Source organism: Acinetobacter pragensis (assembly GCF_001605895.1).
GTDB classification, from domain to species: domain Bacteria; phylum Pseudomonadota; class Gammaproteobacteria; order Pseudomonadales; family Moraxellaceae; genus Acinetobacter; species Acinetobacter pragensis.
Genome location: NZ_LUAW01000035.1, coordinates 24,908 through 40,265, shown reverse-complemented (window position 1 = coordinate 40,265; position 15,358 = coordinate 24,908). Strand labels below are relative to the sequence as shown.

Annotated in this window: 13 protein-coding genes, 4 tRNA genes and 2 pseudogenes; 9 read left to right on the top strand and 10 right to left on the bottom strand. The window is 41.9% G+C overall.

Going from position 1 to position 15,358, the window contains the following annotated elements:
• Window positions 1-376 (bottom strand): annotated as a pseudogene (locus AZH43_RS14440) (cation:dicarboxylate symporter family transporter); the annotation flags it as partial.
• A gap of 201 nt (window positions 377-577) precedes the next feature.
• Here AZH43_RS14440 and AZH43_RS14435 point away from each other — a divergent pair.
• Both AZH43_RS14435 and gloB read left to right on the top strand, forming a co-directional pair.
• A complete protein-coding gene (locus AZH43_RS14435; RefSeq protein WP_067670902.1) occupies window positions 578-1,162 on the top strand; it encodes a flavin reductase family protein in 585 nt (194 codons plus the stop codon).
• 152 nt (window positions 1,163-1,314) lie between these two features.
• Window positions 1,315-2,046, top strand: coding sequence for a hydroxyacylglutathione hydrolase (gene gloB / locus AZH43_RS14430; RefSeq protein ID WP_067670900.1), 732 nt, complete (start codon window positions 1,315-1,317; stop codon window positions 2,044-2,046).
• Window positions 2,047-2,113: 67 nt separating this feature from the next.
• Here the strand turns inward: gloB and AZH43_RS14425 are convergent, their stop codons facing one another.
• Complete coding sequence (locus AZH43_RS14425) at window positions 2,114-2,389, bottom strand: hypothetical protein (RefSeq protein WP_067670898.1); 276 nt, start codon at window positions 2,387-2,389, stop codon at window positions 2,114-2,116.
• A 418-nt stretch (window positions 2,390-2,807) separates the two neighbouring features.
• Here AZH43_RS14425 and AZH43_RS14420 point away from each other — a divergent pair, with 418 nt between their 5' ends.
• Window positions 2,808-3,011 carry a hypothetical protein gene (locus AZH43_RS14420; protein WP_067670895.1) on the top strand — a complete coding sequence of 68 codons (204 nt, stop codon included), beginning with the start codon at window positions 2,808-2,810 and terminating at the stop codon, window positions 3,009-3,011.
• A gap of 287 nt (window positions 3,012-3,298) precedes the next feature.
• Here the strand turns inward: AZH43_RS14420 and AZH43_RS19170 are convergent.
• Window positions 3,299-3,468 (bottom strand): annotated as a pseudogene (locus AZH43_RS19170) (IS5/IS1182 family transposase); the annotation flags it as partial.
• A gap of 418 nt (window positions 3,469-3,886) precedes the next feature.
• Between AZH43_RS19170 and AZH43_RS14410 the strand changes: the two are divergent.
• Entirely contained in the window at window positions 3,887-5,221 is a 1,335-nt protein-coding gene (locus AZH43_RS14410) for an OprD family outer membrane porin (protein ID WP_067670890.1), read from the top strand.
• Between the two features lie 586 nt (window positions 5,222-5,807).
• Here AZH43_RS14410 and AZH43_RS14405 read toward each other — a convergent pair.
• Window positions 5,808-7,184 carry an MFS transporter gene (locus tag AZH43_RS14405; protein ID WP_067670888.1) on the bottom strand — a complete coding sequence of 459 codons (1,377 nt, stop codon included), beginning with the start codon at window positions 7,182-7,184 and terminating at the stop codon, window positions 5,808-5,810.
• A 172-nt stretch (window positions 7,185-7,356) separates the two neighbouring features.
• On the opposite strand from AZH43_RS14405, the gene AZH43_RS14400 reads away from it, so the two are divergent.
• The 5 genes from AZH43_RS14400 to AZH43_RS14380 all read left to right on the top strand — a co-directional run bounded on the left by AZH43_RS14400 (window position 7,357) and on the right by AZH43_RS14380 (window position 12,131).
• On the top strand, window positions 7,357-8,115 hold the full coding sequence (locus AZH43_RS14400; RefSeq protein ID WP_067670886.1) for an SDR family NAD(P)-dependent oxidoreductase: 759 nt from the start codon (window positions 7,357-7,359) through the stop codon (window positions 8,113-8,115).
• A 25-nt stretch (window positions 8,116-8,140) separates the two neighbouring features.
• The gene (locus AZH43_RS14395) at window positions 8,141-8,881 is read left to right on the top strand and encodes an SDR family NAD(P)-dependent oxidoreductase (protein ID WP_067670884.1); all 741 of its coding nucleotides are present in this window, start codon (window positions 8,141-8,143) and stop codon (window positions 8,879-8,881) included.
• A gap of 89 nt (window positions 8,882-8,970) precedes the next feature.
• A complete protein-coding gene (locus AZH43_RS14390) occupies window positions 8,971-9,744 on the top strand; it encodes an SDR family NAD(P)-dependent oxidoreductase (RefSeq protein ID WP_067670881.1) in 774 nt (257 codons plus the stop codon).
• Window positions 9,745-9,747: 3 nt separating this feature from the next.
• Window positions 9,748-10,455, top strand: a complete 708-nt coding sequence (locus tag AZH43_RS14385) for an NIPSNAP family protein (RefSeq protein ID WP_067670879.1) — start codon at window positions 9,748-9,750, stop codon at window positions 10,453-10,455.
• The gene (locus AZH43_RS14380) at window positions 10,452-12,131 is read left to right on the top strand and encodes an FAD-binding protein (protein ID WP_067670877.1); all 1,680 of its coding nucleotides are present in this window, start codon (window positions 10,452-10,454) and stop codon (window positions 12,129-12,131) included. Before AZH43_RS14385 ends, AZH43_RS14380 begins: the two co-directional genes overlap by 4 nt.
• 108 nt (window positions 12,132-12,239) lie before the next feature.
• Here the strand turns inward: AZH43_RS14380 and AZH43_RS14375 are convergent, their stop codons facing one another.
• The 6 genes from AZH43_RS14375 to AZH43_RS14350 all read right to left on the bottom strand — a co-directional run bounded on the left by AZH43_RS14375 (window position 12,240) and on the right by AZH43_RS14350 (window position 15,347).
• Window positions 12,240-13,013 carry an IclR family transcriptional regulator gene (locus AZH43_RS14375; protein ID WP_067670875.1) on the bottom strand — a complete coding sequence of 258 codons (774 nt, stop codon included), beginning with the start codon at window positions 13,011-13,013 and terminating at the stop codon, window positions 12,240-12,242.
• 837 nt (window positions 13,014-13,850) lie between these two features.
• Window positions 13,851-13,936: transfer RNA gene (locus AZH43_RS14370), tRNA-Leu, on the bottom strand.
• A 102-nt stretch (window positions 13,937-14,038) separates the two neighbouring features.
• Window positions 14,039-14,123: transfer RNA gene (locus AZH43_RS14365), tRNA-Leu, on the bottom strand.
• Between the two features lie 36 nt (window positions 14,124-14,159).
• A tRNA-Trp gene (locus AZH43_RS14360) sits at window positions 14,160-14,233 on the bottom strand.
• Between the two features lie 38 nt (window positions 14,234-14,271).
• A tRNA-Leu gene (locus tag AZH43_RS14355) sits at window positions 14,272-14,356 on the bottom strand.
• Between the two features lie 106 nt (window positions 14,357-14,462).
• The gene (locus AZH43_RS14350) at window positions 14,463-15,347 is read right to left on the bottom strand and encodes a protein kinase domain-containing protein (protein WP_067670873.1); all 885 of its coding nucleotides are present in this window, start codon (window positions 15,345-15,347) and stop codon (window positions 14,463-14,465) included.
• Between the last annotated feature and the right edge of the window lie 11 nt (window positions 15,348-15,358).

The window sequence follows — 15,358 nt, the reverse complement described above, 5'->3', positions numbered from 1 at the left end:
CATGACCCCAACAAAAGCGGCAATAAAAGTCGTAATCAGCAGGGTTCCAATACTGAAAATACTGATTTTCCCCAGTGAACTAGCATCATGCAGTTTTAATGACTGCACCCAAAATAGAAATGAATACCAGCGGCATCACCACCATTTGCAGCAACTTGACATAACCGTTGCCCACAATATTGAACCACTGTATAGAGTCTTTTAAAATATCGGGTGAACTGCTGTAAACCGCATGCAGCCCCAAACCAAAAATCACACCTAGCCCTAAACCGGCAAAAACTTTCTTTGACAGGCTCCATTGGGTTTTATGCATCTGCGCAAGCAACAGCAAGAGTGCAATAAATACTGCGATATTCAGCATTATTGGTGTATTCATGAGCTTTCCTTTAAATTTCTAGCTCTACTATACGCTTTCAGTTCAGCCTTGCCCAAGACCGGCCTATTCAGCCAACTACAGCGATTTTGTAGTTAAGCGGAGTGTGGAATTACAGGCTTTGCTATCTTCACTTTATGGTCTAAGCTTAAATACACGTTGTTGCCATTTTTGCTAAGTCAATTTAGATTTTAGGTTCACTGCATGCTTACACATCTTCTTCCCGTTGAATTAGAAAAATCATACCGCCTGCTCAATCATGGGCCAACGGTGCTGGTCTCCGCACAGGATCATGAACATACCGACGTAATGACTGCCGCTTGGGCCTGCGCTTTAGAGTTCAGCCCTGCTAAAGTGACTGTCGTACTGGACAAGAGCACCAAAACCCGGGAAATCATTGAAAATTCAGGGTACTTTGCACTGCAAGTTCCTACGCTCAAACAGCTGAAAATGGTGTATGCCTTAGGCATGATCAGCCTAAAGGATGCGCCCGAAAAACTGCGCCATTCTGGCGCGGAGCTGTTTAAATTTCCGCATTCCAATATTCCTGCTGTCGCGGGGTGCGCCGCCTGGATTTTATGCGAACTCATTTCAGAACCGCATAATCAGCAAACGCATGACTTATTTATTGGCAAAGTCATTGGCGCTTATGCAGATGAGCGGATTTTCAGAGATGGCCATTGGCATTATCAAGATGCCGCAGATGAGTGGAAAAGCCTGCATCATGTTGCTGGCGGGCATTTTTACACCATAGGCAATGCTGTCAGCATTCATACAGATCAAGAATAAAGCGGCTTCAAAACAGCAAGTAAGCAGAATACTGAACAGGTTCGGCGCTTTTTCTGATATTAATTCCCGCAAATATTCAATTTTTGCAGTATTAGCCATGCGCTTTACATGCTAAGTTGAATTTATGCACAAACACCTCAGAAGTGAGTCCTATGTCTTTTAAAATTCACTGTATCGATGTTAAAAATGCGCTTCAAAATTACATCTGGCTTTTAGAGCATGAAGATTCTCAGGATGTTATTGCCATTGATCCGACGGAAGCAGGATTAGTCGAGCAATATTGCCAAGCGCATAAACTGAACTTAGCGCAAATTTGGCTGACACATTGGCACAAAGACCATATTGGCGGCGTACCGGAGCTGATTAATCAGCGCAATATACCGGTTTATGGCCCCCGCGATGAATTATCAAAAATTCCATTCATCACCCACCCCTTAGAAGATGCAGATTCTTTTGAATTTCATGGCCTGAATATCGAGATCATTGCTGTTCCTGGGCATACATTAGGACATATTGTCTATTTTATAGATACCCTCGATGTCTTATTTTGCGGTGACACACTGTTTGCAATGGGCTGCGGGCGGGTCTTCGAAGGAACCTATCAGCAAATGTTCAGCTCTTTGACCCGATTAGCGGCCCTGCCGCCCCGGACAAAGGTATATTGCACACATGAATATACATTGTCGAACGCGCAGTTTGCGATGCATGCAGAGCCTGACAATTTAGCCATGCAGGCACGTTTTGACCGCGTAGAGGCTAAACGCATGCTCGGACAATGCACCCTGCCCAGCACGATCGAATTAGAGCTGGAAACCAATCCGTTTATCCGGGCAGACAGTGTTGAAGAGTTTCAGCGCTTAAGGGAAATGAAAGACAACTTTTGAGCGCTAATTTCCCTCTTTTATTTGAATGCTTTTTACATTGTAGAGCTTAAAACTCAGCTCTATGCAATTATAAAATTTGATTGGTTTGCGCAAATGCATCCAGTTCGGCTTGTGTCACCACGCGAATTGTATGCATTTCATCCACCCGAACCAAAAGCAAGCCGCCTAATGCCGGCTGATACCGTCTGGCACTGCCAAAGGGCGTATATGCGACTTGAGACTGCTCTGCGAACATCAGCCAATCTTCATGCCCCAGCATTACAGCTGCAGGAGGTTCTTGATCATTTTGCTGCATTTTCTCAATTTGTTTTGCGACAAACTGCTCAACTGTCTCAGCCCGCATATTCAGGTTATTCCTATCTCATTGCGCTTCATTCATGCATACGCTTCTACAATGCAAAAGCGCTAGCTTTATGAAGCTCAAGAAAATAATGCCGTTATTGAGTGAAACATTTTAGCCTAATCTGCGTAATGGATACTCTAATAATTTGATTATTAACAGATCTATAATTACGCACAACTCAAAGACAACATAAGCGTTATTGATGTTTTTCAACTGCTGTGAATATCTTCATAATTAGTTACACTATCTATATATAATTTTAAATCAAACATTTACTCTACTTTTCTACAATCCCAACGCTTTAATGAGTTTGTTTTTTAATCAAAAAACTGTAATTTAATAAAAAAATGGATTTTGCCCTTTAAAAAATATTTAAACATCCCTATTAAATATTTATCAATGAATAAGGAGTTCTCTCGTGAAAAAAGTAGTTAAAGCAAAAAATCTTATCGCATTCCGGCTTTGGCTGGAAAAATTAGGTTATAACGTGCGCACTCTGGCAGACAATCGAGGCTTCTCCTTCAGCTTTAAAAAAGAGTATGGTTTAGTCACTTATGATTTATCGGGCAACTCTCTAGCCATGCAGCTGGGCGAAGAGTTTGAGGATCATCTAAAAGCATAAAAGCAGAGATACCATAAGCTGCTGATTTTGGATCGAGAAAAGAAAAAGGAATTTTCGAACCCGAGCCCTCATTTTGAGGGCTTTTACATTTTCAATGCGCTTTTTTTGGCGGAATCCCTGCACCAAAACTCCTGCTTCCTTATTTTTGAAACATGGTGGGATAGAGAGACATTTATTAGCGACCAATTCCTTATATTTCAGGAGGGGGTTTTTAATTACCAACCATATAATAAATACAGATATGAATACACATTACAAATAAACAAAAACGATCTAAATTAATATTTTGATACATTGCCCCCGACTCCCTCTATAACCCGTATTTGCAAAGTTTCAGCATCGATACCAATACGCAGCTTACGCTACTGACGACGATATTCAGGCGGATGTTTCTTATGCTTCCGTTCTCCTCCCCCCAAAGAATCCCGCCAGTACTATCGACATGCAGACGCAGACCAGTGAGTGTTTAAATTAAACCAAATCGTGATGTGACTGCGATTAATCAAAGCTTGATTATGAGAAGAACGCTTGTACGATAAATTTCAGACGCAGGCTTATTCATCTGCAAACTGTATTACTGAACAGGTGCTTACGGATAGATTTGTGCAATAAAACCATCCAACTCTAAAAATCACCACATAAATAATTATTGCATTTTTGGGGGTCCATCATCTGAGTTCAATAAATCCTTAAAATCGTAATTCAATTACATTTTTATTGAATTTACCAAAAGCCTGTGTTAAAAAAATAAACAATTGCGCTGATCGTAATTTAGTTACGTTTTTATTAAGCCGTAATTTTTTGATACACCCTGTATCTCAGTTCTAGGAATGAACTGATTAACAAGGATTTGTTTTATTAAAATTGGAATTTTTATGAAAGCATCAGTTAAATATTTACTGGTGATCGGTACATTTGTACCTTTTTCACCTGCTTCTTTTGCCGAAGTTATCTTTAAAGAAGATAAACTGACTGTCACCAATAAAAACTTTTATTTTTATCGTGACTTCCGCAATGGCGAATACAACCCATCCGGCGCGAATCAATATGTACCTGTTGAGGAAAAAGAAGGCTACCGCAGCGAATGGGCACATGGCTTAATCCTCAATTATGACTCAGGCTTTACGGATGGCGCAGTTCAGTTTGGAGTCAATGCTTATGGATTATTTGGCTTTGAGCTGTATAGCGACCCATTTAAAACAGGCACAAGCAATCTGGAAATTGATAATCAAGGCAATGCAAAAGGCGCTTTTGGCGAAGTTGGAGCAAACCTCAAAGTTAAATACAAAGACACTGTGCTCACCTACGGTAATCAATTTCCGAATGTTCCAGTGCTTTGGATTAATACAGCGCGCTTGCTGCCAAGTACAGCCACAGGCTTAAGCCTGCAGGATCAAAGCTTTAAAAATTTAACCCTGAATGCAGGCTACTTCTACAGTATGAATCCTGTAGATTCGACGGAAGATTTAAACTTCTTCACCACAGACTATAGTGTTGGCATTAAAGGTGACAGCGTTAAATATTTTGGTGGCACCTATAAGTTTCCGCAAGGCAGTACAAATGCGTATGTATCTGAATTAGAAGATGTTTGGATTCAAACCTATGTCGGCGCAGATTACTTACAAAAGGTTGCTGCTCAGCAAAGCCTGAAAGTAAATTTCAATACCTATAATAACCAAGACACAGGTAAGAAAAATGGCGGAGACATCAGCACCACTATTGCATCAGCCATGCTGGGTTACTCATTGAATAACCACAAACTCAGTATCGCCTATCAGCAAGTTTTTGGTGATGAACCTGCTGACTGGGCTGGTTTTGCAACCCAAGGACCTGGTATTGCCATTGCAAATGCAGTGCAGTTTGCCACTTTCTCTGAAGCAAATGAAAAGTCTGCGCAAATCCGCTATGACTTAGATTTTTCGCCTTATGGTGTACCTGGCTTCAGCTTTATGGGACGTTATCTGTATGGCTGGGATATGGATAACCAAGACAGTACCAATACCTTTTATACCAAACGCCACGTCTATGACCCCACTGTAGACAACAAGCACTGGGAACGTGATTTACAGCTGGGCTATACAGTTCAATCAGGCACAGCTAAAGGTTTAAATGTATTACTGCGTCAAGCGACCCATCGCGCAACCAAAGGCTACCGCTATAACGATATCGATGAATTGCGTGTAATTTTGGAATATCCGCTGAATTTTTAATTCATATTAATTGATTTTGCATTGAATGATAAAAAGCAGGCTTCGGCCTGCTTTTTATCATTCAATTGGTAAATATTCAGCTTTAAATTATTCAACACAGAACCTTTATACCCACTTCGAAGATAATTTAAGAGCCGTATACCTGCATACGAATCCTTGCATGCATACAACTAATTACAAAGGGCGTTAAATGTTTAGATCTCACTAATTATCAAACACCTCAATAAATTAACATACTGATTAATAATTAAAATAAATTATATAGTCGATTTCAAAGCACTAATATCCCTTTCTCAAGCATAGTTTTACACCGTAATAATCACCTATGCTAGATAAGAAAAATCAAACACCCTGCTTCTAAATATCGTCATTGTAGAATCAAATACAAACTCATCGATTCAAACAACTTACATCAAGAAATTGCTTAAAAACCGTAAATGCAGACAGCTATCCCCCTTATCTTGCAGAAAACAACTTAAGGTGAAATATTTTATATAATCGACGGAATGCTGTTCTTCATTAATGGTTCCATTTAAACATAAAAAACCAGCATCAAAAGACGCTGGTTTTTTTAACATTATTTAAATCAATGATGGAATACTACAGATGCAGCATCCTCTTTCGCAGCATGATAGCCTTTAGGCTTACGTACAAATAGAATGAAAAAGCTGGCTATAGCTGCAGGCACAATAAAGATGAAGAAGATATTGCTTACATCGGTATTCGATGCCAATAAGTACCCGCCCAATACTGGCGCCATAATCGAACCTAAACGGCCAATCCCTAAGCCCCAGCCAATACCAGTTGCACGTGCATAATCAGGATAGAAACTGCTGGTAAATGAGTTCATGATCAAATTACCGCCAATGATGCAGAAACCCGCTGCCAACACACCCACCACTAATAATGTCGGATTGGTGTTTTGGAAACCAATAAATAAAGTCGCAATCGCCGCACCCACAAACATGGTAAATAGAATTGGCGATTTATTTTGGACTTTGTCCGCAACATAAGAAATCAATAAGGCACCTATCACACCTGATAGTAAGAATAATGACGTCATAACATTAGCGACATTGATGCTTAGGCCAGACTGTTTCAGCAACACTGGCAGCCAGCTCAGGTAGAAATACGTCAACATCATCATTGACATATATGTACCCCAGATAAAGATTGTCGGACGTGCCCAGCCATTACGAAACAAGTTCAACACAGGGAACTTGCTTTCCCCTGCAGCTACAGCCACATTTTTTGGCAAATGATTGAAGCTTTCAGGTACATTCCATGCTGGAATAAAATCTTTCACCATTGTACGGAACCGCGTATATGGAGCAGCATCTGACAAGAGATTATTAACCGCTTCAGGCAAAAATTTATAAATGAATGGAAGCATGACAATTGGAATAATACCGCCAATCATCAGTACCACTTTCCAGCCAAAAGTATCAACTAACGCGGCAGAAACCAAACCGCTTAACATGCCGCCCAATGAGTACCCTGCGGCTGCAATTGTGACCATCAAAGTACGGTAGCGAGTTGGTGAATAATCCGACATTAAGGCCAATGCATTCGGCATTGCAGCACCCATGCCTAAACCGCACAAGAAGCGCACGATCATTAATGTAGTAATGTCATAGGTGAAAATCATGCCAATAGTGAGCAATGAATAAGTCAATACACATGTCATTAAAACATTGCGGCTGCCAAAGCGGTCACCCAAAGGCGAGATCAGCATTGCACCTAACGTTAGGCCTAAAATGTTTGCGGTAAATACAGGGGCAAAAGTCGCTGCAGGCAATGACCACTGCTCTGAAAGTATTGGCACCATATAACTGATGGCTTGGGCATCATAGCCATCTGTAATTAAAACAATTAAAACAATTGCAAGTGCCCACCATGTCCTTTTGGAGACTGGGTTTTTATCCAAGGCTTCTCGATAAGCCAGTGTTTTTGAATTACTCATAAAAATCCTTTCTACATTTAATCCATATATAAATGCGTCGTCTATGATTACATTTATTACGCTCATCGTAATTCAATTCTATTTTTCTTGCAATAGTAAAAAAAACTGTTTAAGGTAAAAAAGACAGCACGGCAACTGCTGGATTTTAAGCCGAATTAAAAAGGATATTTTCATGACACAACGTACAGTATTGATTACTGGTGCCGGTCAAGGAATTGGCGCAGGACTCGCAAAAATATTGGCGAATGCTGGCTACAAAATTATTGCGACAGATATCAATCAGCAAAATTGTGAAAAATTATTAAGCGAATTGGCAGGAACGGGCCACCTCGCCTATGGCATGGATGTATCAGATGAACAGCAGGTACAGCACGTTTTTGCTGAAGCCGAAGCAAAAGCTGGGGGGATTGACTGCCTTGTCTGCGCAGCAGGTATTCTCATTTTGCACAATGGTCAGCGTAAACTGATTGTCGATACAGATTTGTCGGAGTGGGAGCTTACCCACACAATAAACACGCGCGGCACATTCTTATGCACCCGTGAATTTGTCCGAGCACGCATTCAAAGCCCTGTAGCACATGGCCGTATCGTGACATTTTCTTCATGCGCTGCTCAGCTTGGTGGCTACCGCTCAAGCTCGGCCTACATTTCTAGTAAAGCTGCGGTTTTAGGCTATACCAAGGCGCTGGCGCGTGAAGTGGCAGAACATCAAATTACAGTCAATGGTATTGCGCCGGGCCTGATTGACACAGCCATGCTGCGCCTTTCAATGAAAGATGGTCAGGAACAAGCCGCAGCGTCCAATATTCCCTTGCAGCGCTTAGGGCAAGTCGAAGACATTGCTGCAGCCATTCAATTTTTAATTTCAGAGCAAGCCGCCTACATCACAGGTTCAATGATTGATGTAAATGGCGGCTACCGCATGCAATAAACATCTAAGGATAGGTAGGTTTTATATGGAAACGAATTTAGAAAAGAAATACGCATTGGTGACTGGCGGCGCCAGCGGCATGGGCCTTTCCTGTGTCAAACGCTTATCCCAAGACGGCTTTAGCGTGTTCTTTTTAGACCGTAATGCAGAACAGGTAGAAGCCATAACCCAAGACTTGAATGCTCAAGGCTTTGACGTTAAAGGCTATGTAGTCGATCTGACCGATGAGTCTGCACTGGAAAAATTGATTGATGAATTGCCAAGCTTATCTGCACTGGTCAATAACGCAGGTATTTTTGATGAGCGTTTATTTGATGAAGCGTCTTCTGCAGATTTCCGCCGCATGTTTGAAGTAAACACCATTGCAGTGCATAACTTGACGCAATTGGCTGTTCGTAAAATGCCAAATAACTCGCGCGTAGTAATCATTGCTTCACGCGCCTATTTAGGTGCAAAAAACCATATTCATTACGTTTCGTCTAAATCTGCCGTGGTTGGTTATACACGTGCGGCAGCCATGGAACTTGCACCGCGCGAAATTATGGTCAATGCCATTGCGCCCGGTTTAATTGAAACACCAATTCTTAAATCACTCACACCTGAACGCCGTAAAGCGCAAGAAGCGCTGCAGCCGACTGGCAAAGCAGGCATGCCTGAAGATATTGCCCATGCGGTGTCTTTCTTCAGCAGTACTAAGACTTGCTTTATTACAGGCCAAATACTATTTGTCGATGGCGGGAAATCTTTAGGCGGCAGCTACGCTTAAAACAGCCAAAGTTTAACCTTTAATCTTTTAGCAATATGAATCTCCTTGTCTTTGTCATATTGCCTTTTTTATTCCATGAAGGACTGAACATGACTCAATCCTATACTGCCTTAATTACAGGCGGCGGCCAGGGACTTGGCCGTGCAACGGCACTAGAAATGGCAGCAAACGGCATTAATGTACTCATTACCGATATAAATGAAGATGCCGTAAAAGAAACCGTCAGCTTGATATCTGATGCCGGAAGAATTCACTATATTATTCAAGATGTTACTGCTGAAGATGCGCCTCTACAAGCTGTGCAGGCTGCCATTGAGTATTTTGGCGGCTTGGATTGGCTCATTAATAACGCAGGCATCGGCAAATCTAAAAGCCTGATGGACACCAGCGATGCAGATTGGGACCGCTACAGCGACCTGAACCTGCGCAGTGTATTCCGCATGTCTAAAGCAGCCATTCCCCATATGCAGGCAGGCCGCGGGGCAATTATTAATCTTGGTTCTATTTTTGGCTTACTGGGCAATCCAGGCACAGCGCCCTACGCCGCAACCAAAGCCGCAGTGATGGGTTTAACCAAACAAATGGCGACCGACTTAGGCCCGCAAGGCATTCGTGTCAATGCGATTGCACCGGGTTTAATCAAAACACCATTGACCGCGGAACGTATTGATCATGACCGCAACTTCCAAAAACTCATGGTCGAAACCACCCCTTTTCAGCGTGTAGGCCGTCCTGAAGATATTGCCAATGCGATTTATTTCCTTTGCTCTGATAAAGCCAGCTTTATTAATGGCCACACACTGGTGGTCGATGGCGGCTGGAGCACCTCAAATTATGTTTATTCTGCTTTGAACGAGATTTAAAAAATGCAATACGAACTTAGATTTTACTATATCGAAAAAGGCCGCATGGCTGACATTGAAGCGCGTATGCGTGATGGCTTACCACCGCTTTTAAATAAACACTGCATCAATGTGGTTGGCCGCTGGAGCGTTTTGGCAGGTCCGCAATGTTCTATGTTCATTTACTTAATGGCATGGAAGGATAATGCAGAGCGCGAAGCACATTGGGGCGGTTTCTACAATGATCCAGATTGGTGGACGTTGCGTGCAGAAACCAATGTAGGCACTGAACTGGTGGAATATTATGATATTCATTTGCTCTCTCCTGCTATTTCTTGGCTGAATCATGCAGAAAAACATGGCTTACCAACAATCGGCGCATTACATGAATTAATCGTACAACCGATTGCCAATGGTCAGCCTAAAGTAGCGCAAGAATATTTAGAACAAACCGCCTTCCCAACATTGATTAAGCATGGCGGCGATATCCTCGGCAGTTTCGTACCGCAAAGCGGCATGAATATGCCGGGCATAGTCAGCATCATTAGCTGGCCAAATTTTGAAGCGCGTCTTGCTGGCTGGAAAGCCTATTGGGCAGATCAAGCTATTCAAACTGCATTAAAACAGCAGCATCAGCAACTTGGCAAATATTTACTAGGCCGCTCAGACATTTATCTGCTTGAACCTGCTTCATTCGCGCCCATTCATCCAAGCTTAGGACGGATTAAATGATCAAAGAAGTCGATTTACTGGTTGTTGGCAGCGGCGCAGCAGGCATGTGCGCTGCCATTGTTGCCAAACTTTCGGGTTTAAATGTCCTGTTGATTGAAAAATCCAGCAAAATCGGCGGCACCACTGCCTTATCTGGCGGTGGAACGTGGATTCCACTTAATCATCAAGGCATTGCTTTAGGCGTACAAGATACATTGGAGCAAGCCGAGCTGTATTTAGATACCGTTATTGGAACGGATGCCCCTAAAGCACTGCGCAGCAACTTTTTAAAATTTGGCCCAGAAATGCTGAAGTTCATGGAGCAGCACACTGAAGTTAAATTTTCTGGCCGCAAATATTCACCCGATTATTTACCGACTAAACGTGGTGCAGGTACTGGCGGGCGGGCCTTAGATCCACTGGAGTTTGATGGTCGTTTATTGGGCAAAAACTTTGAAAATCTGAAGAATCCCCTACCTGAGTTTTTAGTCTTTGACGGCATGATGGTCAATAAAATGGATATTGACCTGCTGCTGCGCGCTAAAACCAGTGCCGATGGTTTTTTCCATGCTGCAAAAATGGTGACTCGTTTTGCGCTAGACCGTTTACGTGGTTATTCACGCGGGACGCGTTTGGTTTTGGGCAACGCGCTAGCGGGCCGTTTATATAAAAGCATGCTTGATTTAAACATTGAGATAGTGACTGAAACCGCAATTCATAGCCTAGAAAAAAATGTGGCTGGCCGTGTAGATACAGCATATTGCCAGCAGCAAGGTCAAACACTGAGCATCATAGCTAAAAAAGGCATTGTCTTGGCAACAGGCGGTTTCCCCAATAACCTTAAAATGCGGCAACAGTATTTGCCTGCGCCCACAGGTCTTTGGTCTGCAACCAATCCGCATAATACCGGTGATGGCATTCAAGCAGGTTTAGGCATGGGAGCTGCTATGGGCAATAATGTGAATAATGGCTTTTACTCTCCTATTTCACAGCGCAAGCGTAAAGACGGCACGACGGCTAATTTTCCGCATCTCATGCTAGACCGCTATAAACCCGGTATTATTATGCTAAATGCTGAGGGTAAACGTTTTGTCAATGAAGCCAATTCATATCATGACTGCGGTGCGGCGCAATATCAGTCCAATGCCAATCCAGGCTGGATTATTTGTGATGCTGCTGCTATGAAAAAATATGGTTTAGGGCTTGTGCGCCCGAATCCAAATCAAACCGAGCTGGGTGGATTTATTCAAGAAAACTATTTAATACGTGCAAACAGCATTAATGAATTAGCAACTCAGATTAAGGTTAAGGCTTCAATCTTAGAAAAAACGCTTCAAAATTATAACCAAGACGCTGTTACGGGCGCAGACCGTGAATTTGGCAAAGGCAGCAATATTTACAATACCTACTTGGGCGATCCAACCCATGCGGGTAATCCATGCCTAGCACCCGTAGATCAAGCGCCTTATTATGCCATTCAGATATTCCCGGGAGATATTGGCACCTCTGCGGGTTTAGTTACCGATGAATTTTCCCGCGTGCTGGATCATAATCAGCAAGTCATTTCTGGCCTATATGCCGCAGGTAATGATATGAACTCAATCATGGGCGGTCATTACCCAGGCCCAGGCATTACCTTAGGCCCCGGTCTGACTTTTGGTTATATTGCCGCTAAACATGCTGCTGGCAAACTTTAATTCAGCTTCGTTTGAGCATGCAGTAATAAGACATTGTTTTATTTTACTGTATTCAATAAAAAAGGTGGATCTTCTCAGATCCACCTTTTTATACAAATAACACTAAAATCACATTGCATCAAGGTTACAGCCTAATTTATAGCTAACTTCACGTACCGTACGGCACAAAAGCTTTCCAGATTCACTGTCAAAATTTACATCAAAAGTATCCTGCATACCAATTACGGTAATCACACCAACAATACGCTGATGAATATCAAAAATTGGGGCAGACATCGCATTGACGCCAGTCATCACTTTCCCATGAATCCCGTTTATCCCTTGTTCGCGGATTTTTAAAATTTTTGCACGGATCTTGCCTAAATTGTCTATACCGTGTGTTTTTTTCAATTCATCTTCAGGAATATATGAACAAAAGACTTGCCCTGTTGAAGACTCCATCAAAGGCAATACTGAACCCACCTTGGTCACCATCGTAAATGCTTTCGGCGCTTCTTCAAGATGAATCACCGTTGGACCTTTATTTGCCCAAATCGCCAAGAAGCAAGTTTCTTGAATATCTAAACACAACTGACGCACATAAGGCGTTGCAACCTTGACAACATCTAAACTGCCCAGGGCAGCGGCGGCAACATATAAGGCTGTTGGCCCTAATTTATATTGGCTTGTTTCAGCATCCTGCTCAGCAAAACCGTTAGCAAGAAGCGCCTGTAAGTAACGATGCAATTTACTTGCTGGAATATTCAAATGCTCTGACAAACTGCTCAAAGTTGTAGATGGAGCTAAATCTGCCAGACCTTTTAAAATATCAGTACTCAGCTCAGCAGCTTGTACTTTTTGCTGGCGTTTTAATGGCACTGCATTTGTTATTTCATTCGCCATAGTCTTTACTGTTAACTCTCATAATAGATTAAGTCTAAATATGTTTTATCTCATATAATAGAGGATAGATGTATTATTTATTACACTTATCTTTTTTTATTTAAGAAAGTTCTCCTATCATAAGCAGTTAATATCCATAAACTTATTTCTAAAAGTACAAGGCTTTGCTGCACAAACCCACCATTGACTGCTTCTTCAGCAACATAATTTCCGAATGAATAAGCCTGAAACCAAAATCTATCGCACAAACAATTGGTCCTCGTATAACCAAGCGAGGAAATATATTAATTTGGTTTAATCATCAGACTCAATGGTATGCACAGCCAAAAAGCAAGCATGGGAGGATTACCCAGTCGCCTCCATCACAGGCGATATTCAAATTAATGTCTTCTATGTTTAAATTCAGCTTTACCTAAGATTTTTGAAGCATTTGTTAGCAGATAACAGAATAAGTAAGCTATTAATTACTATACTCACAACTACAAATTTAAAATCCACAAAAAGAATTCGTGATGCATTCCGTAATTTAAATCTATCATTCAAATAATTTAGGAGACTTTTTCCTACAAAATTTTACGCCTTAACTTATCTGCAAATGACGAACGTGGATCAATATTTATTTACTGTTGATTCATTTTCCAAATATTTCATTCTGAAAATTCAAAACAGTTTCTGATGTGTATTCCAGCATTGCAAGTGAAATTCAGGATACAAATAAAGATGCATAGACTGAGTTTTTATATAAGTCCATATGCAAATACATAAGGCAATAAAAAAACCTTAACTCTTTTAGAATTAAGGTTTTAGACTTCATAAGAAGTTATATAAATAAAAATCTGGTGGGGATAGAGAGACTCGAACTCTCACGCCCAGAAGGCGCTGCGACCTGAACACAGTGCGTCTACCAATTCCGCCATATCCCCTTAGGTCGCCAATTATAACAATATAAATGGACTTTTTCACATACCGTTGCTTTAAAAAACCCACTATTAAACTAAAACCTGCAGTTTTACTTCAATACTTGATGGTGGGGACGGAGAGACTCGAACTCTCACACCTTGCGGCGCTGGAACCTAAATCCAGTGCGTCTACCAATTTCGCCACGTCCCCATCAGGGTGCTGACATAATGTCAGTCTTTTAAAGCTTGGCAGAGGATCAAGGACTCGAACCTTGACGAACGGTTTTGGAGACCGTCATGCTACCATTACACCAATCCTCTATTTTCTTAAACACTCAAACCTAAGTTTAAGCTTTAAGTGGTGGGGACGGAGAGACTCGAACTCTCACACCTTGCGGCGCTGGAACCTAAATCCAGTGCGTCTACCAATTTCGCCACGTCCCCAATGGCTGTGTATATTATAGAGATCACCTTTATATGACAAGCCCTTTTTAGAAAAAAGCTTTTCGTTTGCTTAAATAAAAATCAAAAAAGCCTCTTTGCAGATTTCCTAAGCATTTTCAGCTATTAAGCATGCTTTTATTTGGGAAAAATCACGCATTCTTTGCATTTTTTGTTTCATCAGCATGCTCTGCAATAAAGGCAGAAAACGCCTAAATGGCTCTGGAAGATCAATTATTAATCGCTGACAATGCAAATACGCCCATTCTTCATAACTATTTGCACTCAAGCGCCTGCCAGAAAGCCATTCCAGCAGCACTATGCCTAAAGCATAAATATCACTTTGCACACTTTTCGCCTGACCATGAAACAATTCTGGAGCCATATAGCGCGGAGTTGCATTCATCGGCCGTATCATTTCACTATTGATGAGGATTGATTGCTCAAAATCGATCAATCTCACTTGCCCCTCATAACTTAAAAAATGCTCTGCCTTAACATCGGCATGCAGATAGCCCAATGCTGCCAGCTGCTCCAGCGCATTGACCGCTTGCAGAATGATTGAGGTGATATCATTGCAGCTGAGCTGATTTGGATTTTCAAAAAAAGCGGATTGCCCATGAGGCAATAATAAAAACTGCGGATAAAGCTGTTCAATTTGAAGAACATCATCTGGCTGCGTTCTGCTGGCATTCACCGGCCTGAGATTCATCTGGTCTATAGATACAATCTGATACGGCAGTAAAAAGCTTGGACTATGCGCGGACCATTGCTGATATAAAGACAATTCCTGCAAAAAACCCTGCTCTGCATGCGCAAAGCCGCCAGTATTCTTACACTGCCCTTTCAGCCAAACTTGCGCCGGCTCCTCGCCCTCTTTGGCGCAAGCAATCTGCAGCAGATACAAATAACGCCCAAAGCTTAAACTTCGGGTTTTAGAAATTAAAGTATATTTCGCCGTTTTCAGCGCGCGTTCATTCCACTGCAGGGTCATGCAAAGCCAGT

Bases quoted from the DNA above. Each gene is read 5' to 3' on its own strand.
- AZH43_RS14380 (WP_067670877.1), top strand. From the start codon at position 10,452: ATGATCAAAGAAGTCGATTTACTGGTTGTTGGCAGCGGCGCAGCAGGC.
- AZH43_RS14400 (WP_067670886.1), top strand. From the start codon at position 7,357: ATGACACAACGTACAGTATTGATTACTGGTGCCGGTCAAGGAATTGGC.
- AZH43_RS14410 (WP_067670890.1), top strand. From the start codon at position 3,887: ATGAAAGCATCAGTTAAATATTTACTGGTGATCGGTACATTTGTACCT.
- AZH43_RS14390 (WP_067670881.1), top strand. From the start codon at position 8,971: ATGACTCAATCCTATACTGCCTTAATTACAGGCGGCGGCCAGGGACTT.
- AZH43_RS14375 (WP_067670875.1), bottom strand. From the start codon at position 13,013: ATGGCGAATGAAATAACAAATGCAGTGCCATTAAAACGCCAGCAAAAA.
- AZH43_RS14405 (WP_067670888.1), bottom strand. From the start codon at position 7,184: ATGAGTAATTCAAAAACACTGGCTTATCGAGAAGCCTTGGATAAAAAC.
- AZH43_RS14395 (WP_067670884.1), top strand. From the start codon at position 8,141: ATGGAAACGAATTTAGAAAAGAAATACGCATTGGTGACTGGCGGCGCC.
- AZH43_RS14425 (WP_067670898.1), bottom strand. From the start codon at position 2,389: ATGCGGGCTGAGACAGTTGAGCAGTTTGTCGCAAAACAAATTGAGAAA.
- gloB (WP_067670900.1), top strand. From the start codon at position 1,315: ATGTCTTTTAAAATTCACTGTATCGATGTTAAAAATGCGCTTCAAAAT.
- AZH43_RS14435 (WP_067670902.1), top strand. From the start codon at position 578: ATGCTTACACATCTTCTTCCCGTTGAATTAGAAAAATCATACCGCCTG.
- AZH43_RS14385 (WP_067670879.1), top strand. From the start codon at position 9,748: ATGCAATACGAACTTAGATTTTACTATATCGAAAAAGGCCGCATGGCT.
- AZH43_RS14350 (WP_067670873.1), bottom strand. From the start codon at position 15,347: ATGACCCTGCAGTGGAATGAACGCGCGCTGAAAACGGCGAAATATACT.